Origin of the sequence: Mucilaginibacter sp. OAE612, assembly GCF_041806395.1 — a bacterium.
Lineage (GTDB): Bacteria > Bacteroidota > Bacteroidia > Sphingobacteriales > Sphingobacteriaceae > Mucilaginibacter > Mucilaginibacter rubeus.
In genome coordinates this window covers 642,493-665,767 of sequence record NZ_JBGMUW010000001.1, presented here as the reverse complement: position 1 = coordinate 665,767, position 23,275 = coordinate 642,493, and the positions used below count along the sequence as shown (strand labels likewise).

Sequence of the window (23,275 nt, the reverse complement as noted above, 5' to 3'; positions counted from 1 at the left end):
AAATTAGTTATACCCCCTTGCAAAACCGCGCCTGCTATTGCGTCAGTTCGGCATCCTGCTTCATTTCTTCCCAGTAGAGTGTTTCAAGGTAAATACCGTTTTGAATAGCTACACGCGCACGTATTTTTTCTAATTCGGCTTTCACTTCTTCATTGCTGAGCTCCCTACCCAGCGAATGGTAATAAATGGCGTAACCTGTTTTGCTGTTTACGCATTTATAATGCTTTTCCCCGGCTTTCATAATTGGATTGACTAATACAAATACAATACTGCAGATGGCAGGATTGTTTTAATTAAACTTAAATGTTACACAATTTTCTTCATTCAATATACGGGTTTCTTTTTACTTTAAATCAACAAGTTATAATCTCATTAATTTTGTTTTATTACATTGGCCTAACCATTCTTAACATTAACTTAACATTTGGCATTGTATTAATGGTTACTTTTATCCGCTGAATAATTTATAGTAACATATTTTAAAATCCACTGAATATAACTACTGTAAATTCACGGACTGATAAGACAGATCAATGAAGAGCACTAACTCAAAATCGATATTTCCAAACTCAAACCAGGTTTTTTACGATTTGTTCAACACTGCTGTAGCCAATGTTACCGAAATGGCCAGGCTACTGAATGAAGCCGTTAACGCCCCAACATCATATGAGCAGAAGTTTAATTTTGCGCATATTGATAAGCTGAAATTTAAAAGTTACGAAGTTACCCACAGGGTATTTTCAGAATCGGGCCGGATGCTGATCTCTCCATTTAACCGTAAGGATATGTGCGATCTGGCATCGGCTATTGATGACGTAGCCGATAGCATTACCATGGCGGCCCGCAGGATCAACCTTTACAACGTGCCTGTTATTACCCAGCCAATGATAGATTTGGCCGCGCTGATCCTTAAGACCAGTACAGAGCTTGAAAAAGCGGTAAACGCGATGAATAACCTGAACAAATCGGCTGAGATCTTTGAGCTTTGCAGCAATATCAAAAAACTGGAAGCCCAGGCCGATTCAGTTCACAATAAAGCCTTTGCCGATCTGCTTAATAATGAAAAAGATCCGATTGAATTAATTAAATATACCGATGTTTTTGCAGCCATGGAAACTGCTACCGACAGCTGTGAAGATACAACGCTGATCATTGAAAGTATTTTGATCAAGAACGGGTAACCTCACCCAACCCTCTCCAAAGGAGAAGGCTTTAAATAGATATTTTAAACAAAAAAGCGATGATAACTCATCGCTTTTTTGTTTTTAAAGTCCTCTCCTTTGGAGAGGATTTAGGTGAGGTTATTTCCCCTTATCAGTTTGAAGGCCATTGTCACCTCCATTATTATCCTGATCATTGTTTCTTTCTTTTTCCCGCTCCTTCTTAAATTCAAGCTTGCCAAACTTATAACTCAGGCTTATGCCGAACGACTGTACCGGTACCAGCCTCAGGTTGGTTGAATAAAAGTTGCTGCCAAAGGTTGATGAGCTTTGACTCACGTATTTGGCAAACGGATTGGTAGCCGTAAGGCCGATGCTTGCCTTTTTATTCATGAACATTTTGCGCATGGCAAAATTGTAGAATACAAATTTGGGATTGGTACCCTGGATGCCCTTTTGCGATGAGTTGTAGTTACCAAAAAACTCGGCGCTCAAATCATGACCAAAGCTATATTGCGCGTTGAGGTTAAGGCGGTACGCGAAAGCGCTTACATTGGCAAAACCCGGGTTAGTGCTGCGCCTGTCGCTGAAAATCATATTGGTACGCAGGCTTAGCTTACTGGTTACCGGTACCGAAGCATAGATATTGATACCGATGCGCTCTTCCGAACCTATGTTATAACGCTGGTTCAATGACACATCGGTATAAGTAGTACCGTTCACGTCAAACGTGGAGTAAAAGGTAGTGAACTGTTGGATATCATCGGTATTACGGCGATAGAACGCCGCTATGTTGATATTAGCACCCTTATCATATGATTTGTTATAACCCAACTCAAAGTTGTCGCCCTTTTCGGGTTTAAGATTTGGGTTACCGGTGCTGATATTATGCGGGTCGCTGATGTTCAGGAAAGGGTTCAGGTCGCCATAATCAGGCCGCTGGATACGGCGGCTGTAGCTCAATTTAAGTGATTCGCCGCCGTTTCCAAACTTATGAGAGAAAACCAACGATGGCGCAAGGATATTATAAGATGGGATATTTACACCCTGAAAATCGGCTGTAGTAGTGGTATACTCATCCCTTAAACCAGCTTTCACATCCAAAAATTTATTAAATACCGATGTTGATGCCGACAGGTAGTAAGCATACACTTTACGGTCGTAAGTAAAACCATAGGTTTGGCTTGGGTTAGGCACAAAGGTATTACCGCCAAAAAGCGTATCCGTTATAACGTTATTGTTGATATGGTTAAATACAAGCTTGCCGCCTGTTTCAAGTGTAAAGTTTTTGCTTACCGGCTGCGTATAGTCAACAGAGATATCGGTTTCCCTGTCCTTACCCGGATTGTTGTTGGAGATACCGGATGAGGTTATGCCCGAATCATAATCCTGCCGCTGAAATGAACTGAACAAATTACGGCCAAAACTTGATGAATATAATACATCAAGCTCCTGTCCTTCTTTGGCGAAAGTTTTTTTGTAATTCAAACTTACATCGGTTGAGTAGCCACTGAATTTACTGCTTGAGTTACGGATACTCCTGATATCAGATATTGGGTTACCTGCTGCGTCAACCTCGCTTTGATCCTGGTTGGTAATTCCGTTGCCATGGTTACCAAAATGATTAAAGCCCACACCTGCGGTCAGCTGATCTTTAGGGGTAATATCCCACGAAAAATTGATCCCTGATTCGTAACCATTACGTTTAAAGTTATTACTTCCCTGCTGGAACAAGGTAGTTTTATTATTGGCCGAATCAGTTGATACGCGGTTACGGGTATTAGGTGCATTAGTATTAATTTGGGCATTACCGCTAAAAAAAGCATTCACGCCAAAATTGCCTTTGCGGGCATTCAGGTTAAATGAGCCGTTTTCGCGGCGGGTACCTGCCGATAGGTTAACGCTGCCGTTAATGCCCTGCACTTTGCTGTCTTTCAGGATAATGTTTACGATACCTCCCGTACCGGCCGCGTCATACTTAGCGCCCGGGCTGGTAATCACCTCAATACTTTTGATCTGGCTGGCCGGGATGCTGGCCAAAGCATCGGCAAGGCTGGCCCCAAAAATGCTTGATGGTTTACCATTGATCAAAAAACGGATATTGGCATTGCCCTGAAGCTCCACATTACCATCAATATCAACCGTGATCTGCGGTACTTTTTTTAATACGTCAATAGCTACGCCGCCCTGTGCACTTAAATCGTTTTGAGGGTTGTAAACCATTTTATCTATCCGGTTTTCAACAGTAGGTACTTTAGCGGTTATGGTTACGCCTTTTAGCTCATTGGCAACCGGAGCCAATTTGATCTCGCCCAATGATACGGCTCCATCTTTAACTATTACATGTTCGATAGTTGCTTTCTGGTAACCTAAAAATTCGGCCGTTATTTTATACTCCCCGGCGGGGATGTTATTTATGCTAAAATTTCCTTTGGGATCGGTGCTGATGCCATTGAAGGGTGAAGCAGCGCCTTGTTTAAATACAGACACGGTGGCATAGTCAACCGGTAGCTTGGTAGTGGCATCGGTAACTTTACCGGTAATTTTCCCCCTGGCTCCGGGGGCAGTTTGGGCGTGTAAGGTGGTTATAAAAATAAAAGAAAATAATATCAAAAAAACAGATTTCATTATAAAATACGGGTGTTTGGAACCACAAATTTTATAAGAAAGATTGGATTAAATCTGAATTAAATGGTATTGAAGTGTATTTGTTACAATATGTTTTTGTTATGTATATATGCTTGTTACATTGTATATGAGCATGTTACAAAAAGATTAGAAAATCAATACAATTGTGCCGCCGATGATAAGCAGCGCGCCTATGGCATTTTTTAAAGTTAATGGCTCGCCCAGAAAAATAACAGAAAGCGCGATGGCCAAAGCAACGCTTAGTTTATCAACAGGGGCAACCTGGCTTACCTTGCCCAACTGCAGGGCGCGGAAATAACAGATCCACGAAAGGCCGGTTGCACAGCCAGACAAGATGAGGAAGGTCCAGTTGGTTTTGGTGAGCGTGCTGATACCACCATGGCTCCCCTTAAAAAGGGCTATAGCCCAGGCCAGGATCAGGATTATGACGGTACGGATGGCCGTAGCGAGATCGGTATCAACCCCTTTAATCCCTATTTTGGCAAAAATGGCTGTGAGCGCTGCAAACAGCGCCGAAAGTAATGCGTAGATCCACCACATAATGATCAGATTTTGTATTTAACTTGCAACAAGCTAAATGCAAATTTGCTTAGGCATTCTGTATAAAATCTGTGAGATAGCTGTTAGCTCTACTCAAAATCCAGAATCTGTACAAATTGGCATTTTAACTTTATCAAAAAAACGTTTTGAAAATACTCATCATCGAAGACGAAGAAGGCCTGCGCGAAAGTATTGAAGAATATTTTACAGAAGCCGGCAACATTTGCGAAACCGCGGCCAGCTATGCAGCAGCCCTGGCCAAGGTTGAACTGTACCGTTACGATTGTATCCTGCTGGATATCACCTTGCCCGGCGGTAATGGTATTGATATATTAAAAAAGCTTAAAGCCAATAATTACACCGATGGGGTGCTCATCATATCGGCCAAAAACTCGCTCGATGACCGCCTCCAGGGCCTTGACCTGGGTGCCGATGATTATCTGGTAAAACCCTTTCACCTGTCGGAATTGAAGGCAAGGGTATCTGCCATCATCAGGCGTAAAATGTTCAATGGCAGCAACGTGCTTAACTTTAACGAGCTCAGTATCGACCTGATGGCTAAAACCGTAGCTGTAAACGGAACCCCTGTAAAGTTTACCCGTAAAGAGTTTGCTTTGCTTATCTATTTCATATCCAACAAAGGCAAAGTAATTTCAAAAAACGCCATTGCCGAACATTTATGGGGCGATGGCATCGACCTGGCCAATAATTTCGACTTTATTTATTCGCACATCAAAAACATCCGCAAAAAAATAATGGAAGCCGGCGGTAAGGATTATATTTATGCAGCCTATGGTATGGGTTACAAATTTGCCGATCAATAATGAAGCTTTCGGAAAGGTATAACCGGGTAAATTTAATTGCTACTATCGTTATCATGCTGATAACGGGCGTTATTTATTACCAGGCTATCAGCCTCATCCTTACTAATCAAAAAGACAATTCACTTAAGGTTGAAGAGCAGGAAGTTTTTGATTATGTAAAGCTCAATCACCACCTGCCCCAGGTTTTTGCCTCGAAAGACCAGCAGATCACCTTTGTTTCGGCCGATCCTAACTCGGTTAAACGCGATTTTTTTAACACTACTTATTACCGCGAAAAAGACGAGCCGGAATCAGGCCGCGGCCTGGTCAGTTCGGTAAAAGTTGGCGACAGGTATTATAAAATTATGATAGTTGAATCGAAAGTAGAAACTGAAGACCTGATCCAGATCATCTTCGGCATTACCATTGGCGTTATCTTATTACTGCTGCTGGTGCTGGTAATTACCAACCGCCTCATATTGAGCCGGCTTTGGCAGCCATTTTACAGTATCCTGAGCGAGTTGAAACTATTCAACGTTACCGATAGCCGCGAAATGCCATCTCCCAATACTACTATCGACGAGTTTAACGAACTCCAGGCCGAAGTTACCGCCATGGCCAAAAGGGTAAAAAAAGACTATAAAGACCTTAAAACCTTTACCGAAAACGCCTCGCACGAATTGCTTACCCCTATCGCTGTGATCAATTCCAAACTGGATACCCTGATCCAGACAGAAAACTTTAGCGAGCATCAAAGCAAGTTACTCAATGACCTTTACAGCGCGGTATCGCGCCTGAGCAGGCTTAATCAATCGTTATTATTACTGGTAAAGATTGAGAACAAACTACTGAACGATCGACAGCACCTGGATTTACAGGAACTTATAGATGATTTGCTGTATCAATTGGAAGATATTTTCAACGACAAAGAAATAACGGTTATTTCAACAATTGGCAAAAAGGAAATTGAAGCCAGCAATTACCTTATTGAGATCCTGTTGAATAACCTCATCATCAACGCGGTTCGGCATAACCAAACCGGAGGCGAGATCATCATCAGCCTCACAACCGAAAATTTAACAATCAAAAACACCGGCGAGCAAATAGCCTTGAATCCTGAAAATATCTTTACCCGCTTTCATAAAGCATCCACATCTGAAGGCAGCGGGCTGGGGCTCACTATCTCCAAACAGATCTGCGAAAGTTTGGGTTATCAACTGGTTTACAGTTATGAAGAGCCTTACCATATCTTCAAGGTTAACTTTTAAATTTGTTACACTGTCCCTACCAATTTTTTCCAGAATTATCGTGTAGCTTAGCTATTATTTAACACAATACGCATTATTTTGACCATCCGGATAAAATGGGTTTTCGGCTTTTTATTTTGCCTGCTTAGTGCTGCTACACAGGCACAAACCTACAATCTTGAACATTATTTGGAGCTTGCCAAAAGCAACAGTCCGCTGTTAAAGGACCTGCAAAACCAGGTTGCTTCAGGCCAATTGGACAGCCTCCGGATCAGGGCAGGTTACAGGCCACAGGTTAGCGCTAACAGTGCCGGCCTTTATGCCCCGGTTGCCGGCGGTTATGGCTATGCGCCTGCTATAACCAACGAACATACACTCAACGCACTATTGGGTATTAATCAATCGCTGGATAGCAAAAAAAATATTGCCGCCCAGATCGACGCAGTTAAGCTGCAATCGCAATCGGTGCTCAATACCGCTAAAATATCCGAGCAGGATCTGAAAAAAGCAGTCACCGCGCAATACATCGCCGCATTTGGCAGCCTGCAACAGGTAAAATTTAACCAGGAAGTGGTCACCCTGCTTAACCGGGAGGAAGCGCTGCTTAAAAAGTTAACGCGCACCAATGTTTATCGCCAAAGCGATTACCTTACCTTTCTGGTTACCCTTAAGCAGCAGGAACTAACGCTGTCGCAGGCAAGGCTGCAATATAAAAATGACTATACTACACTTAACTATTTAACCGGCATTGCCGATACCAGCTATATTGAATTACAGGATCCCGGCATTCAGAAAACTATTCGGGCCGATATCAGCAACAGCATCTTTTTCAGCCAGTATAAAACGGACAGCCTTAAGCTGGTGAATAGCCGTGCATTGGTGGATTTCAGCTACAAACCTAAGATCAATCTGCTGGCCGATGGCGGCTATAACTCCGATTTTTTAAGCGGACCGGCATATAAAAATTTCGGCGCCAGTATTGGTTTTAGCTTTACGCTGCCATTGTATGACGGTGGTCAGCGCAAGATCCAGTACCGTAAGCTGTCGTTAGAAGAGGATACCCGGCGCAGCTACAAAGCGTTTTTCGATACCCAATACCGCCAGCAGATTGCCCAGTTAAACCAGCAGATTGATGGTTCTGAAAAGCTGTTAGCCCAGATAGATGAACAAATGAAATATACCGAAAGCCTGGTAAAAGTTGACACCCAACTGCTGCAAACAGGTGACGTACGTGTGGCCGATTTGGTATTGGCCATTAATAATTATCTTGCTATAAAAAACCTTAAAACGCAAACCAATATTAATAAGCTGCAGCTCATTAATCAGCTCAATTACTGGAATAAATAATATGAAATTTAAACATATATACCTGTTTGCAGGCCTTTTAACCTTGCTGTATAGCTGCAAAGGCAATACCCAACCTGCAGATGATGCCGGCGATGCAGAAACAGCCGCTCAAACGCCCGTAACCGTAACCTCAGTCGCTGATAGTGCTATGGTTGATTATATTGACCTTAGCGCTACCTCTGTTTTTCAGCAAAAAAATATTGTGAAGGCCAATGCTAACGGTTACATCCAAAAGGTGAACATCCTGCCGGGGCATTATGTAAATAAAGGCGAGTTTTTATTCAGCATAAAAACTAAAGAAGCACAGAGTATTGGTAACAGCATCAATGTACTGGATACCACTTTCAAGTTTTCGGGCGTAAATAAAATAAAAGCTGCCGGTAATGGCTACGTTACCCAACTCAATCACCAGCAGGGCGATTATGTGCAGGATGGCGAACAGCTTGCCGTGATCAGCGACCGCTCAAGCTTTGTATTTGTGATGCAATTGCCTTATGAACTGCGTAGCTATGTAAAAAACAACCAGAACGTACAGCTTGTACTGCCCGGCGGCGAAAAATTGACGGCACAGGTAAGCTCATCAATGCCCGCTGTTGATTCACTATCGCAAACCCAGGGCATTGTGCTTAAGGTAAACAGCGCCAATCCCATTCCCGAAAATTTGGTAGCCAAAGCGCGGATCATTAAGTCGATACGCCCGCATACGCTGTCACTACCAAAATCGGCCATACTAAGCAATGAAACACAAACGGAGTTTTGGGTAATGAAGCTGATCAATCCTACTACCGCTGTAAAAACTGCCATAACCAAAGGCATTGAAGCCGGCGGCAGGGTGGAAATTTTAACCCCCAGATTTTCGGCAAATGATAAAATAGTGGTTACTGGTAATTACGGGCTGGCGGATACGGCTAAAGTGAAAATTGTAGAGTGATGAAGGAAAACCAGCGCAAAAATTACTTCATAACCCACCGCAAGCCTTTAGGCCTGGTACTTGCTCTGATTATTATGGGCGGTTTGTTTGCTTATTCAAAATTGCAGACTTCGCTTTTTCCTGAAATCACTTTCCCCAAGATCAAAATCATTGCCGACGAAGGCCTGCAGCCGGTAAATAAAATGATGGTTACGGTTACCAAACCGCTGGAAAATGCCATTAAGCAGGTGCCCGACCTGCAACTGGTACGCAGTACTACCAGCAGGGGAAGCTGTGAAATTTCAGCACTGCTCAACTGGAATGCCGATATCGACCTGAGCCAGCAGCGTATCCAGTCGAGCATCGACCAGATCAAGAACGACCTTCCTGCCGATGTAAATATCAGCGTAGCCAAAATGAACCCTTCCATTTTACCGGTAAGCGGGTACACACTGGAAAGCCATAACCTGTCCCCTATCGAATTAAGGCAATTAGCTACATACACAGTAAAACCATTCCTTTCGCAGGTCGACGGGGTATCGGAGATCAGGGTGATCGGCGGTAAACTTAAAGAATACTGGCTTACGCTCGATCAGCAAAAAATGACTTCGTTGGGCCTTACGCCTGATATTATCAGCAATACGCTTGCTACTACCAATTTCGTAAAATCAGAGGGTTACCTGTCTGATTATAAGCGCATGTACCTCACTGTTACTGATGCTACCATCAACGCCAAAGATCAGCTGGAAGACCTGGTGATCAGCAACAACCGCAAAAGAATAGTACGGCTCAAGGATTTTGCAAGCATCCAGGTTAACGAAGGGATTGAATACACCCGCATCAACGCCAACGGGCATGATGGGGTACTGATAGCTGTAGTAAAGCAGCCCAATGCCAACCTCATTTCGGTTAGTAACGATATGGCCGATAAGATTGACGCGCTGAAAAAACTACTCCCGCGGGGTGTAAGTATACGGCCATATTATGTTCAGGCCGATTTTGTGAACGACTCGGTTAGGAGCGTGAGTGACAGCCTTTGGGTAGGTTTACTCCTGGCTATTATTGTGGCCGTGATCTTTTTACGATCATTCAAGGCAAGCATCACCATATTGATTACCATCCCGGTTACACTTGGGCTTACATTACTTATACTGTACTGGCTTGGCTATACTTTTAATATCATGACGCTGGGTGCTATCGCAGCATCCATAGGATTAATTATTGACGATGCCATTGTAGTGGTTGAACAGATCCACAGGGTACACGAAGAACACCCTGATGAGCTGAGCAGCCATTTGGTACGCAAGGCTATTGATTACCTTTTCCAGGCCATGGTGGGCTCATCTATCAGTACTATCGTAATTTTTATTCCTTTTGTTTTGATGACGGGTGTGGCCGGGGCCTACTTCAAGGTGCTTACCGATACCATGATCATTACCTTGCTGAGTTCATTCTTTGTAACCTGGATCGGTTTGCCGGTAATTTACCTGCTCGTAACGCGTAAGCCTAAATTAAATACAGCAAAAGCCAGGGCAGCAGAAATACACACAGTTAAGCAACAAAAGTGGGTAAGCTTCTTTATCCTGCGCCCCTATGTAAGCCTTATCATTATTGCCGCGTTGGCTGCCGTAATTGTGATTGTCCCTCCATTGCTGGAAACCGGCTTCCTGCCTGATATGGACGAAGGCGCCATCGTGCTCGACTATAAATCGCCTCCGGGAACATCACTGGAAGAAACCGACCGGATGTTGCGCCAGATAGAAAAACAGATCATCAAGCATCCCGATGTAACCGCTTATTCGCGTCGCACGGGTACACAAATGGGCTTTTTTATTACAGAGCCTAACAGCGGCGATTACCTCATCCAACTAAAAAAAGATCGCACCAAAGGCACCGAAGAGGTGATCAGCGATTTGCGCAAAATGGTTGAAGAAACCCAACCCGCGCTGCAGGTTGAGTTTGGCCAGGTAATATCCGATATGCTTGGCGACCTCACCACATCGGCCGAGCCTATCGAGATCAAAGTATTTGGCGATAATCAACAAACATTGCAAAACCTGTCAAGGCAGATAGCCGGGCTGGTTGAAAAAGTAAAAGGGCACTGCCGATGTGCTGCCGGGTATTGTTATCGCCGGTCCTTCGGTAAGCATTCAACCTCATTACAGCAAAATCGCACAGTATGGAATTACCGCCGCCGATCTGCAAATGCAGGTCCAAACCGCGCTGGAAGGTAATGTGATAGGCAGCTTACTGGAGAAAGAACAGCTTTCACCCATTCGCATGGTTTACCCGGGTAACCGCTCGCTTAACGTGAATGACATCCATAACCTGCATATATTTTTACCCAACGGCAAACTCATCCCTATAACTGAGCTCGCCTCGGTAGAGTTAAAGCCCGGCGATGCCGAGATCAACCGCGAAAACCTGCAAAGCATGAACGTAGTAAGTGCCCGGCTGGAAGGCAGCGACCTCGGTACCGTAATAACGGCCATTCAAAAAACCATCCACGATAACGTAAACCTGCCAACAGGCTACCATGTGGAGTACGGAGGGGCCTACGCCCAGCAGCAGCAGTCATTTAAAGAATTGCTTATTATCCTGATAACTGCCTGTTTACTGGTTTTTGGTGTGATATTATTCCTGTTCAGGCAGTTCAGGATAGCGCTGCTTATTTTGGTAATTGGCATTTTAGGCATCGCCGGCAGCTTCCTGGCCTTATTTATTACCGGTACGCCGCTCAATGTGGGCAGCTATACAGGGTTGATCATGATTGTGGGCATTATTGGCGAAAATGCTATTTTCACCTTCCTGCAGTTTAAGGAAAGCGCTATCGAAAATGAAAATAAAAACATTGACGCGGCTATAACCTTTGCCATCAGTACCCGTTTAAGACCAAAACTGATGACCGCCTTGGGGGCCATTATAGCCCTGTTGCCGCTTGCTTTAGGCATAGGTGCCGGCGCTCAATTGCATCAGCCATTAGCAATTGCAGTTATCGGCGGTTTTTTAGCAGCATTGCCATTATTGCTTATTGTTTTACCGGCTATGCTCCGTATATTGTACAGCAAAGGGTTTAGTACCCATTTAAATGAAATTAATGAAAGCCATCACGGTTAACACAGCATTTTTACAGATTCGGGACTTAATTTCATGGCAATAAACACTCCCGAAAAATGAAAAAGCAAATTTTGGCCGTAGCCTTGCTCATAGCAGGTATAGCTCCTTTTAAACTGAACGCGCAAACCTATGTGGCCGATAAAACCATCGCGCTACCGGGTGACGGTGGTTACGATTACCTGGCTATCGACAAGATCAACCGCAACCTGTATGTATCGCATGGTACCGCTGTAAATGTCATCAACCTGGATACCGAAAAGCCGGTTGGCGTTATTGATAACATGAAAGGCGTTCACGGTATAGCCATTGTAAATAAACTTAATCGTGGTTTCATTAGTGATGGCAAGGCAAATGCGGTAGTAGTTTTTGATCTGAAAACTTTTAAAACCATTACTACAATTGCCCTAACAGCTGCCAATGGCCCGGATGCCATTATGTATGACCCTTACTCCGACCGGGTGTTTACCTTCAACGGCGAAAGTGATAATTCATCGGTAATTAACCCGGCAACGCTGAAACAGGTTAGTACCATAGCACTTGGCGGTGGCCCCGAGTTTGCAGTATCGGACGGTAAAGGTAAAATCTACAATAACCTTGAAGATAAAAGCAGTCTGAATGTTATAGACAGCAAAAGCCTTAAGGTGATTAAAAACTATCCCCTTGCCCCCTGCGGCGGCCCAACAGGCTTAGCGCTTGATGCCGCTAATCAGAAATTGTTTACCGTTTGCCGCGAAAATAAGGGACTGAGTGTTGTTGATATCAAAACAGGTAAAGTGACTGCTACCCTGCCAATTGGCGCGGGTGTTGACGCGGTGGTTTATGACCCTGAAACGAAACTGATATTTTGCTCATGCGGCGATGGCACCACTACCATCATCAAACAAAAATCGGCTGAAGAATATGAGGTGATCCAAACCCTAAAAACCGCCGAAAGGGCGCGCACCATGACACTTGACGCCAAAACCCACAAAATTTATTTAAGCGTTGCACAGTTTGAACCCGGCACACGTAAAGCCATTCCCAATACGTTTAAGGTGCTTGTTTTTAAGCAAAACTAACGTAAATTGTATATAAAATTTATATGAAATGATCATGAAGATTTTGTTTATTCCTAATATTACTAATTAATTTTTACAAAAAAATGAACTTTTGCGCACGTTATCGTTATATTTAACGTTTTAACACTATATGATTAAAAAGACTGATTTTGTTTATTCCCAGGAGTCTGAACCTCATCGTATCCGCACAAAAAAAATCTTAAAAGAGTTTCCGCAACTGCGAAAGCTTATAGGTAAAAACCCAAAAACCATATGGGCCATTGTTGGTTTAGTAGCTTTTCAGGTTGTTTTAGCCTGGTTTGTACGCGACCAGTCATGGTGGATAGTTTTCGGAGCGGCTTATTTGCTCGGCGCTTTTGCCGATCACGCGCTGTTTGTAATGATCCACGAGTGTACACACCAGCTATTGTTTAAAAACCGCAACGCAAACCGTTGGGCATCCATGTTTGCCAATTTACCGCAGATATTGCCAAGCGCTATTTCATTCGAAAAGTACCACATCAAACATCACTCCTTTCAGGGTGTGCATGAGCTTGATGCCGATTTACCGAACCGCTGGGAAGCAAAACTGATCAGCAATTCATTTTTTGGTAAAGCAATCTGGCTGCTGTTTTTCCCGGTATTTCAATTGTTCCGCCTTTCACGTCTAAGGGAAATCCATCCTTTTGATGGCTGGATCCTGACAAACTGGTTATTACAGGCAGCATTTACAACCGCAATCGCTTACTTTATGGGATGGCATGCGGTAGCCTTCCTGCTGTTAAGCTTTTCATTTTCGGTTGGCCTGCACCCTTTGGGCGCACGCTGGATCCAGGAACATTACCTTACCGTTACCGAAGAACAGGAAACATACAGCTATTATGGCAATTTTAACGCGGTAGCCTTTAACGTAGGTTTCCATAATGAGCACCATGATTTTCCTTCTATCCCATGGAATAAACTTCCGGAGATCAGGAAAACGGCTCCTGAGTATTACGATACATTACACTATCATACTTCATGGACAAAGCTGTTCTTCCAGTTTTTGTTTGACAGGGAGATCTCGTTGTTTAACCGCATTCTGCGTAAAGACCGCGGTCGTGTAGCGCTAACAGACATTTCAAAACCAGATATTGACCTCACCAAGTCCGAAGCAACAAAACCGGAGCTTATAGACGTTGAGAAATAAGAAAACAAAAAAGGGCCTTGAAATAAGGTCCTTTTTTGTTGGTAGCACATTGCCTCCCCCGCCCAAAACATTTCACATTCGCCCTTGCATCCGCCGCTGCCGCAAGCGTCCACGCTTGTGGCCCGCGTTTAGGTATACAACCTGATTAGCCTCTCGCATAGCTTAGCATGATACCCACAAGCGAGGACGCTTGCGGTAGCGATGGAAAATAAAGAAAGGCCTGAAATAAGGCCCTTTTTTTTTTGATAGTACATTGCCCACCCACGCCTAAAAACATTTCACATTCGCCCTTGCATCTCACTAACTAATTTCCGTATTTTGCTAATAAAATTAGCAAAATGAAATCTATAAGTGTAACTGATCAACTCGTAATCTTTAGTCGTTATATCGGTCAGCAGGTTATGGTCATTAGTCTTTTAAATAATAGCGAAGTCAATATTGGCGTCCTTACTGGAGTAAAACATAATGCCATAGCAATTACTATTGACGATGTAATACGCTGGATCCCGCTTTATGACAACTTCAGACTTTGCGAAATCAAACTACTTTTAAAGCCCTTAAAAAAGCTTACTACCGATATTGTTTCCGCAGCAAACGAACTGCCCGTAAAAGCGTTCATCACTCCATATTACCAGCAACTGGGCTATGATATGCCTGTTTTTATTGAACCCGGGCACCCCTGTAATTGCAAATATGTTCAGGAACTGGAACTGGCCGATTACCGTACCCCTGCCGAAATATACCGGCAAAACGCTTTATTACATGCTTTTGAATCGGCATAAATGTTTCATGGTACGAATATTGTGTACCATTGCCCTGTTTGTTATATAATTTTCATATAGTCGTAACAAAATCAAATAATTAATGTCAACTTCATACTAACGCGCTTTATTTGCGTTATTGTTTGCAAGAAACAGAATGAGCCGATCAAAAAAATTAAATATACTATTACCCATTGTATCCCTGCTTTTCATGGGGGCCTTTGCCAAGCACAGGCTGCTCGACAGGCAGGACATTACAGGCACCCTGAATGATAAAGAGATGGATGAAACGTCGGGTATTGCGGCGTCATCCATTAGCCCCGACACCTATTATGTACATAACGACAGCGGCGATACCAGCCGTTTTTTTGCTATGACAGCCGAAGGCAAACTCAAATCAACCATTTATTTTAAGGGTGACAGCACTCAAAAGCTGGGTGTACAGGATTGTGAAGATATTGATGTTGGTCCCGGGCCGGAAAAAGGTAAAAGCTACGTTTACCTTGGCGATATAGGCGATAATAATCAAAACAGGCCATATATTACAGTTTACCGCATGGCCGAAAAAAAATCATGGGCTACAGGTGATAAGGCCATTACAAACACACAAGCTGTACGGGCAGATTTTAAATATCCGGATGGCCCTAAAGATGCGGAAACATTGATGATTGACCCGATAGGCAAACAATTGATCATTGTAAGCAAAAGGGGTGATACCGTTGCGGTTTACACCAGTCCGTTAAAATACCAGGCCAATACAACAACAGTATTAACCAAACGCTGCAAATTGTACTTCGCGGGCTTTAAACCTTTTAAATGGATCACAGCCGGCGATATCTCTAAAGACGGGCAGCAGATCCTGCTAAAAAGTTACGACAAAGTTTACTACTGGCGCCGCCAGCATAACGAACCCATATGGGAAACCATGGTACGCAAGCCACGGGAACTTACCTACAAAGTTGAAAAACAGGGTGAAGCCATAGGCTTCCAACCCGATGGTAAAGGCTACTACACTACAAGTGAAGGAGTTTTTTCGCCGGTATATCATTACGATGTGCCAAATTGATCTTTATAAAATCAGCTAATCAAATAAAAAGCGTCATTGCGAGGTACGAAGCAATCCCAAACTATACAGGGTGGCCCTGCTCATCGGGGATTGCTTCGTACCTCGCAACGACGCGTGTTTTTTATCTCCCTATCCTAAATCCTTACATAACCCTAATAAGCTTTACGCCATGCGGTGGGATTTTGAAAGTGTATTTGTGGTTAACCGCTATCAGGTATTTCTGTTCCCAAACATCGCGGGCTTTGGTAAAGCCTTTTAACAGCTTGTCATTAGCTTCCAGGTTAACAGTTTGATATTTATCAGATGTGTTAAAGAAACCTATTGCTTTTTCACCTTTGGTAAGCTCTTTTACCCAAATCTGCTGCTCATCAGTTTTAGAAGCCTGTCTTGCACCTTTGCCTAAGGCATCCTGGTCAATAGCCAGTACTTCATCATTCGTTAACAGGCTAAGCGTAAACCTGTCCAGGTGCCCCATATCACAGCCGATTAACAGCGGCGCAGACAGCAGGCTCCATAAACTGATGTGGGTATACTGCTCATCATAAGTTAAACGGCTATTGTGCAGGCTTGGCCCCCAGCCTACTTTGCCCACAACCAGCATATCCGGATCATTAAAATGTCCCGGACCAGCGTAAGGCGAAGCAGGGTCCTGGCTAAAGCCAATATCACTCATACTTCTCCAGGTATCCTGGATATCGCCGGTAGTACGCCAGCTGTTGCCGCCGGTTTCGGCACCCCATTTCCAAACATCGCCCCAGCCGTACTGGCAAAAACTAAACATAATATCGCGGTTTACCTTATTTAAAGAGGTGCGCATTACTTCATATGGTTTCTTAAGCGCAGGCAGGTCCGGATGCGGAGGTGTAACTTCCGAGTAGGAGCACCAGTCGTATTTTAAATAATCAAAACCCCAGTCGGCATAAGTTTTGGCGTCCTGGTCTTCATGCTGCCAGCTGCCCAAAAAGCCGCCGCAGGTGCGCGGGCCAGGCGATGAATAGATCCCGGTATGCAGGCCAAGGCTGTGTACATAATCAGTTAAACCTTTCATATCCGGGAACTTACTGTTAGCTACGATGGCACCATCGACAGCACGGTTTTCCGCCTCCCAGCCATCGTCGATATTGATATAGTTCCAGCCATAAGCGCTTAATTTCTCCGACATTTCTTTAGCCGAGATCTTTACTTTTTCATCGTTTACACTCAATCCCCAGGCGTTCCAGCTATTCCAGCCAAGGGCCGGGGTAAGGCCGATTTTATCACCAATGCTAATAGTTAGTGTTTTGGTTTTATTGCCTAAACTATTGGTAACCGTAAGCGTTACAGGATAATCTCCCTTTTGGCTTACCACACCTGTAATGATACCGGTTTTAGCATCAAGCGTTAAGCCCGCGGGCAAACCCGCAGCTTTATAGGTAAGCGGCTTTTTACCGGTTGCCGGGATCAGATAAAGGAAAGGGTTACCCGGCCTTGCACCGTAAACATCGGCTCCGTTAATTTTTGGCCTGGGCGATGGGTAAGGCGTAAGCACATAAGGCGTGGTTTCCGTTTTAACAATCTCTTTACCCGATTTTTGATCTGTAAAAGTATAGGCTATGGTATACGACTTTTTGGCTAACCGGGCTATTACAAACGAATAGGTAAAAGGCTTGCCGGTGGTAAAGTTTGCAGGGTTTGTTTTTTCGTAGATCACCGCGCCCGTTTCAGGATCGGTAACTTTAAAAGCCAAAGTACCCTGGTACTGGTATTTATTGGTGGTTACCAATTTGACTGATTTGGCCAGGCTGTTATTTTCCTGGAAACTAAAATCGCCATCGGTATTTACTGTAACGTGATCCATTACATCGGCCATGGCAATAGAAAAGTTATCGCCGTAAATACCACCATCTCCCCCGGTATCATAAATGCGGATGGCCAGCACATTTTCTTTAATCCCACAAAATTGCAGGATCTGAAGCCGGGATACTATAAGTGCGCGGGCCGTAATGGCCATCTTTAATGTTTCCGCTGTGGCCACCATATTTAGCGATCAGCTTTCCATTCAGGTATACCTCGTCATTATCATCAACACTGGCCAGGCTTAAGCGGAGACTATCCTTTAAATAGGCTTTCTCCTTAAGCGATGAAGGAATCACTACGTGGATGCGGTACCAACCGAAGCCATCGTAATTAGGGTGTCCCTGCGGCTCCCAGGAATGGGCGACATCAATGTTTTGCCAGCTTTGATCGTTAAAAGTTGGGGACGACCATTGGGCAGAATCACCCACAGCAAATTTCCAGCCTTTGTTAAGCTGAACATCCTGTGCAGAAGCGCCCAGATATGTACCACCCAACAATAGCAATGCGGTAAAAATTTTCTTCATTATTATAGGTTGTTTAAAAGTGAAAAGCGAAACAGGATTTCGCCCGGTTAGTATGCAGATTTAAAGGTACAATCATTTTGAATAATTGGAAATGTATCATTAACATTTATTTAGAGATAGTCAAAAAATGCCCCTAAATACAAGTGAAAGTAAAAAATTGAACCCGGCGTTAACTACCAGGCTATTGCAGTACAGTTTTTGTTCATCAATCGATAATACTACCGGCAGTAAATTTAATGTACAGTTTACGTTCTGGTTTAATATCGATTTTACATTTACCGGTGAAAACAACAGCTATGAAAAAGACTTTTTTAACCTTAGCCCTTGTAACAGTTTGTATTGCGGTTTGCTTTGCAGCCATTGCCGGAATTGCCGGAAAGTGGGAAGGCAAGCTTGAAACAGAAACCGGAGAAGTTTACCCACTACTTTATAATTTTCAGATTGATGGGGACAAACTAACCGGCACAGCCAAAACACCTAAGGGCGATATGCCGATTGAAGACGGCAAAATAACCGGCGACAGTTTTAAATTTACCGTAAGCATCGAAGATATCCACATTGCCCATACAGGCAAATTCTATGGCGATTCGGTAGGTGTTGATATTGAAGCCAATGGCTCAAAAGTACATAGCACTTTAAAAAGAGCGCAACAACCTTAATTTCCTGATTTAAGAATTACATGATATTTAAATTCCACACCATAAAATATCATATAATCATTTCATCCTATAAATCAAGGTGCTTATATTTATAAACCAAAATTCACATTTATGAAAAAAAAGATTTTTACTACTACGCTATTGGTAAGCTGCTTTATGATATGTCTTGCAGCTATAGCTGATCTTAACGGCAAATGGGCAGGCAAATTAGTTACAAGCGACGGCCAGGAATACCCACTGCTTTATAATTTTAAGGTTGATGGCGATAAACTGACCGGCACAGCCTTAACTCCGGAAGGCGACGTTGACATTAAAGAAGGCAAAACCAATGGTACCGACTTTTCATTTACAGTAGCCACCAGCGGTATCACAATTCCGCATACAGGTAAATTCATGGGCGATTCGATTAGCGTTGAACTGGATATCAATGGCTCAAAAAGCAACTCGGTATTGAAAAGACCAGTTGATAAGAAATAATTTTCAAATATTATCGTCATGCTGAACTTGTTTCAGCACCCCACTTGCTAAGCGACCTTGCATGGTCTGCCTGTTTCGTGGGGTGCTGAAACAAGTTACTCATGACAACTTAAAACGGGTGTCATGCTGAGCCCGTCGAAGCATGGTGGGCAGGGCCTCTGCGCGCGAGTCTTCGACGGGCTCAGACTGACAGGCCCTCTTTTGTCATTTCCCCTTCACAGGCCTCCGGATTTAAACGCTCAAGATGACATTTTCTAAAATAAAAAAGAAAAAACCTTACCCGTCCGGTAAGGTTTTTCTTTTTTTTAAACTTAAAGGCAACAAAATTGTATATAGTTTAAAATTACTGCTTATAGGCATCTGCTTAAACTATATCAACAATGAAAAAAGAGTTCCTGGTGATCAGTGCGTTTGTTATTATTACCGCTTTCAGTTTTATTTCGATGGCCGATATTAACGGCAGATGGATAGGTTCGTTAGCGCTTCCGGGCGATGATCATTTTCCCTTAAGCTACACTTTTAAGGTAGACAGTGGCAAGCTTACCGGCACTGCCCACGCGCCACAAGGGGATGTGGCTATTACCGACGGCATGATCAACGGCGATAATTTCTCTTTCAGTATTCCGGTGCCGGGAGGCAGTTCGCCCCATACGGGTAAAGTTTATCAGGATTCTATTGGTATGGACCTGGTTTACAAAGGTCAGCACCTGCATGCTACATTGAAAAGAGACAAGTGAAGTCGAAAGTCTTAAGTATGGAGTCTTTAGTCAAAAGGAGTGCGGCAATTTTTCAGGTCGAAAGTCAGATTATTGTATGACTTATAGATTGAGACTATAGACTTTGAACTAAATGTTGTGTATTAAACCCACAGGGCGTACCTTTGCGCCATGCTGCAACGTATTACAGCCTATTTACTCATCTTTTCGCTGATCACGGTCAATTTCTCGCGGTTTTTCATTTTCGCGGGTTTTGAGCTGAACAGGAATTACATTGCTACCAAGCTTTGCGAAAACAGGAACAGACCCTGGTTGCATTGTGACGGTAAATGCTACTTCGCGAAAAAGATCAAACAGGCAGAGGACAAGCAGGCCAGCGACGAAAGGCAGTCGCAAAAGAGCCTCTTTCAGGAGGTTTATGTCATCAGCTCAACTGATGTTAAATTCCACTCCAGCCTGTTGCAGGTTATTTCAACCCCTTACACCCCCACCGTACCGGCCGATCGTCCGGCTACGATATTCCAGCCTCCGCAGTTAGGATAATCATTTCATTTTTATTGGTTTTTGATTGATGGTATGGTGTGAAAACTATGTCATTGCGAGCGAAGCGCGGCAATCGCATGCTTTACAGAGTAAGCTTTTTTATCTTTTGCGATAGGATCGTATCTGCTACGTATGATCGGATTTAAACATTCCGTCATTGCGAGGTACGAAGCAATCCCAAACTATACCGAGAGCCTTGCGTAGCCACCCTGCTGATCGGGGATTGCTTCGTACCTCGCAATGACGGGTAGAAGACACCTTTACACTCTCCCGTCAATCACCCCACACCCTACCCTACCATTTTTACACCGGGAGGCAACTCCTGTAATACTATATAATGAAACGATATTTAATCCTATTTATAACTTTTATACTCGTTAAAACCCTGGCCTATGGCCAAAACATACAAGGCACCATTACGGATGCCAATACCCACGAAGCCATCGCGGGTGCATCAATTTGCAATGCCGATGCAGCTACAGGTGCAAAGCTTGGCATGCCTAATGCCAAAGGGCACTTCAGCATCAATACGCAAGGCGTTATCCGGCTTAAATTTGCCATGGTGGGTTACAGCGCGCGCATTATTGAAGTATCTGCCATAAAAGGTCAAAAGCTTGATGTTGCCTTAGAGCCTTCAACTGTTGATCTGCAACCCGTTGTGGTAACCGCCAGCCGCGAAGGCCAGGCCAGGCAGGACGCCCCTATCGCCATCAGTAAAATTAATTCTACCCAAATTAAGGATACCAAAGCCACTGCCCTTTATCAATTGCTGAACAAGGTTGCAGGTGTTTACATGGTGAATTTGGGTAATGAGCAGCATACCATGGCTATTCGTCAGCCTATAACTTACAATGCACTTTACCTGTATATGGAGGATGGCGTACCTATCCGCCCTACAGGCATCTTCAACCATAACTCGCTGTATGAGATCAACATGTCGGGGGTTAAAGATATCGAAGTGATCAAAGGGCCGGCATCATCGCTTTATGGCAGTAACTCCATTGGTGGCGCGGTTAACTTTATTACCCAGGGACCGCCTACAGGTTATGCAGGCAATGTTGCTGTTCAGGGCGATAATTATCATTACCGCCGCGTTGATGCCGACGGCGGTTTTACCCAGGGCAAATTTGGCTTGTATACAGGTGGATATGTAGCCCATCAAACTGATAGCTGGCAGGATTATTCTGATTTTGATAAGTACTCGGCCAATTTTAAAACTACCTATGATTTCAGTGCCAAAACAAAGCTTACCACTTCAGCTGCCTATAATTATCTCAACACCCAAACCCCGGGTAGTTTAGACAGCGCCCGGTTTTATGACCGCAGCTATGGCTCCAACCAACGTTTCACCTATCGCAAGGTAAAATCGTTTCGTGCCGGCACCCGCTTGGATCATCAGTGGAATGACAAGAACAGCACTTTTGTAACGCTCTTTTTCCGCAATAACTCTACAGCGCAATTGCCAAGTTACTATATCTCCGACGTGCGCGATGCTAATGGCATTTACAAAAGCAGCAACGGCCAGGTAAACGATCAAAAATTCAACAGCTATGGCTTACTGGCACAGCACCGGGTTGATTTTGATTTCCTGCATTCGAGGCTGATTGGTGGTGTTTATATAGATGACAGCCCGAGTTCATATTATGCCCAATATCTTGATATCACCAAAGATGTAGCTAACAACTACTACACCGGCTTCAGCAATACCGGCAGGTACATTGATAATTACAAGATCAAGTTGTTTAACACAGCGGCTTATGTCCAGTATGAAGTCAAGCCTACGGAAGCATTAAGAATAGTTGGCGGTTTACGGTACGACAGGGTTCATTACAACTTTAATAATGAGATCCCCGCCGGGCAAACTAAGTATAAACAACAAGAGACCAACAATTTCAACATTGTAGCCCCCAAACTTGGCCTTACCTATAACCTGGGTAACAACAAAGGTTTTTATGCCAACTACAGCGTAGGTTTTCAACCGCCCGAAACCGGCGACTTGTACAGCTCACGTCAGCTTACCCAGCTTAAACAGGCCACTTTTGATAATTACGAAGCCGGCGGCTGGTTTTCCGCTTTTAACAAAAAGCTATATTTTGAGCTGAGTGTGTTTGATTTAGAAGGCCATAACGAAATCATTAACCAACTGCTGCCGGATAACACTACCCAGAACCAAAACGCAGGCGCAACACGTCACCGGGGCATTGAATACTCGCTTACTGTGGCCCCGGTTAAAGAGCTTACCTTCAGGTTTAGCGGTACCAATGCCAAACACACCTATGTGGAATACAGTGAAGTGACCACCAATTACACCACTGGTACCAACACGGTTACCAACTATGATGGCAAACGCATGAACAACGCGCCGGCCTGGGTTGCCAACTCCGAGCTCAGCTACAAGCCGCAATACCTGCCCGGCTTCAGGATAGCAACAGAGTGGCAGCACATCAATCAATACTACACCAACCCTGCCAATACCAAAACCTATTCAGGTTATGATATTTACAACCTGCGCCTGGGTTATGATGTAAAAAGCAGCGTATTAAAAGGCGCGGGCATCTGGTTCAATGTGCTTAATTTAACCAATAAGCTTTACGCTACAACAGTAACCAGCAGCCAGTACGGCGATACTTATAATGCCGCGCCGCCACGTACTTACACCCTGGGCATCAGTTATTCATTTTCAAAATATTGATC

Annotated in this window: 21 protein-coding genes; 16 read left to right on the top strand and 5 right to left on the bottom strand. The window is 43.9% G+C overall.

Translation table 11 applies throughout. The features are described 5' to 3' along the window. Positions 1-34 precede the first annotated feature (34 nt). Positions 35-241, bottom strand: coding sequence for a hypothetical protein (locus ABID99_RS02995; RefSeq protein ID WP_090528273.1), 207 nt, complete (start codon positions 239-241; stop codon positions 35-37). A 292-nt stretch (positions 242-533) separates the two neighbouring features. On the opposite strand from ABID99_RS02995, the gene ABID99_RS02990 reads away from it, so the two are divergent. Next, positions 534-1,181 carry a DUF47 domain-containing protein gene (locus tag ABID99_RS02990; RefSeq protein ID WP_090528277.1) on the top strand — a complete coding sequence of 216 codons (648 nt, stop codon included), beginning with the start codon at positions 534-536 and terminating at the stop codon, positions 1,179-1,181. A 120-nt stretch (positions 1,182-1,301) separates the two neighbouring features. Here the strand turns inward: ABID99_RS02990 and ABID99_RS02985 are convergent, their stop codons facing one another. Beyond that, entirely contained in the window at positions 1,302-3,788 is a 2,487-nt protein-coding gene (locus tag ABID99_RS02985; RefSeq protein WP_373612795.1) for a TonB-dependent receptor domain-containing protein, read from the bottom strand. Between the two features lie 147 nt (positions 3,789-3,935). Further along, entirely contained in the window at positions 3,936-4,349 is a 414-nt protein-coding gene (locus ABID99_RS02980) for an EamA family transporter (RefSeq protein WP_176628913.1), read from the bottom strand. A 146-nt stretch (positions 4,350-4,495) separates the two neighbouring features. On the opposite strand from ABID99_RS02980, the gene ABID99_RS02975 reads away from it, so the two are divergent. From ABID99_RS02975 to ABID99_RS02930, 10 genes are all read left to right on the top strand, one after another. Beyond that, complete coding sequence (locus ABID99_RS02975) at positions 4,496-5,173, top strand: response regulator transcription factor (protein WP_090528286.1); 678 nt, start codon at positions 4,496-4,498, stop codon at positions 5,171-5,173. Then, positions 5,173-6,420, top strand: a complete 1,248-nt coding sequence (locus ABID99_RS02970) for a sensor histidine kinase (protein WP_373612794.1) — start codon at positions 5,173-5,175, stop codon at positions 6,418-6,420. The genes ABID99_RS02975 and ABID99_RS02970 overlap by 1 nt, the downstream gene beginning before the upstream one ends. 78 nt (positions 6,421-6,498) lie before the next feature. After that, a complete protein-coding gene (locus tag ABID99_RS02965) occupies positions 6,499-7,746 on the top strand; it encodes a TolC family protein (RefSeq protein WP_373612793.1) in 1,248 nt (415 codons plus the stop codon). Position 7,747: 1 nt separating this feature from the next. Continuing rightward, positions 7,748-8,677 (top strand): efflux RND transporter periplasmic adaptor subunit, encoded by a 930-nt coding sequence (locus ABID99_RS02960; protein ID WP_373612792.1) that lies wholly within the window; start codon positions 7,748-7,750, stop codon positions 8,675-8,677. Next, complete coding sequence (locus ABID99_RS02955; protein WP_373612791.1) at positions 8,677-10,890, top strand: efflux RND transporter permease subunit; 2,214 nt, start codon at positions 8,677-8,679, stop codon at positions 10,888-10,890. Before ABID99_RS02960 ends, ABID99_RS02955 begins: the two co-directional genes overlap by 1 nt. Further along, positions 10,778-11,773 carry an efflux RND transporter permease subunit gene (locus ABID99_RS02950; protein WP_373615888.1) on the top strand — a complete coding sequence of 332 codons (996 nt, stop codon included), beginning with the start codon at positions 10,778-10,780 and terminating at the stop codon, positions 11,771-11,773. Before ABID99_RS02955 ends, ABID99_RS02950 begins: the two co-directional genes overlap by 113 nt. Positions 11,774-11,829: 56 nt before the next feature. Further along, positions 11,830-12,831, top strand: coding sequence for a YncE family protein (locus ABID99_RS02945; RefSeq protein WP_373612790.1), 1,002 nt, complete (start codon positions 11,830-11,832; stop codon positions 12,829-12,831). 130 nt (positions 12,832-12,961) lie between these two features. Next, positions 12,962-13,999, top strand: a complete 1,038-nt coding sequence (locus ABID99_RS02940) for a fatty acid desaturase (protein ID WP_090528303.1) — start codon at positions 12,962-12,964, stop codon at positions 13,997-13,999. Between the two features lie 338 nt (positions 14,000-14,337). Further along, entirely contained in the window at positions 14,338-14,781 is a 444-nt protein-coding gene (locus ABID99_RS02935; RefSeq protein ID WP_373612789.1) for a hypothetical protein, read from the top strand. Between the two features lie 136 nt (positions 14,782-14,917). Continuing rightward, positions 14,918-15,826, top strand: coding sequence for a hypothetical protein (locus ABID99_RS02930; protein WP_373612788.1), 909 nt, complete (start codon positions 14,918-14,920; stop codon positions 15,824-15,826). Between the two features lie 142 nt (positions 15,827-15,968). On the opposite strand, the gene ABID99_RS02925 is transcribed toward ABID99_RS02930, so the two are convergent. Both ABID99_RS02925 and ABID99_RS02920 read right to left on the bottom strand, forming a co-directional pair. Beyond that, complete coding sequence (locus ABID99_RS02925) at positions 15,969-17,816, bottom strand: putative Ig domain-containing protein (RefSeq protein ID WP_373612787.1); 1,848 nt, start codon at positions 17,814-17,816, stop codon at positions 15,969-15,971. Then, on the bottom strand, positions 17,752-18,186 hold the full coding sequence (locus tag ABID99_RS02920; protein WP_373612786.1) for a hypothetical protein: 435 nt from the start codon (positions 18,184-18,186) through the stop codon (positions 17,752-17,754). The genes ABID99_RS02925 and ABID99_RS02920 overlap by 65 nt, the downstream gene beginning before the upstream one ends. Positions 18,187-18,482: 296 nt before the next feature. Here ABID99_RS02920 and ABID99_RS02915 point away from each other — a divergent pair, with 296 nt between their 5' ends. From ABID99_RS02915 to ABID99_RS02895, 5 genes are all read left to right on the top strand, one after another. After that, positions 18,483-18,845: a hypothetical protein gene (locus ABID99_RS02915; RefSeq protein ID WP_354486154.1), complete on the top strand. Its 363-nt coding sequence runs from the start codon at positions 18,483-18,485 to the stop codon at positions 18,843-18,845. A 111-nt stretch (positions 18,846-18,956) separates the two neighbouring features. Continuing rightward, the gene (locus ABID99_RS02910) at positions 18,957-19,322 is read left to right on the top strand and encodes a glycoside hydrolase (protein WP_188833275.1); all 366 of its coding nucleotides are present in this window, start codon (positions 18,957-18,959) and stop codon (positions 19,320-19,322) included. 380 nt (positions 19,323-19,702) lie between these two features. After that, positions 19,703-20,059 carry a hypothetical protein gene (locus ABID99_RS02905; protein WP_176628901.1) on the top strand — a complete coding sequence of 119 codons (357 nt, stop codon included), beginning with the start codon at positions 19,703-19,705 and terminating at the stop codon, positions 20,057-20,059. Positions 20,060-20,209: 150 nt separating this feature from the next. Continuing rightward, complete coding sequence (locus ABID99_RS02900) at positions 20,210-20,581, top strand: hypothetical protein (RefSeq protein WP_090528324.1); 372 nt, start codon at positions 20,210-20,212, stop codon at positions 20,579-20,581. Between the two features lie 337 nt (positions 20,582-20,918). Then, the gene (locus tag ABID99_RS02895) at positions 20,919-23,273 is read left to right on the top strand and encodes a TonB-dependent receptor (protein ID WP_373612785.1); all 2,355 of its coding nucleotides are present in this window, start codon (positions 20,919-20,921) and stop codon (positions 23,271-23,273) included. The last annotated feature ends 2 nt before the right edge of the window (positions 23,274-23,275 follow it).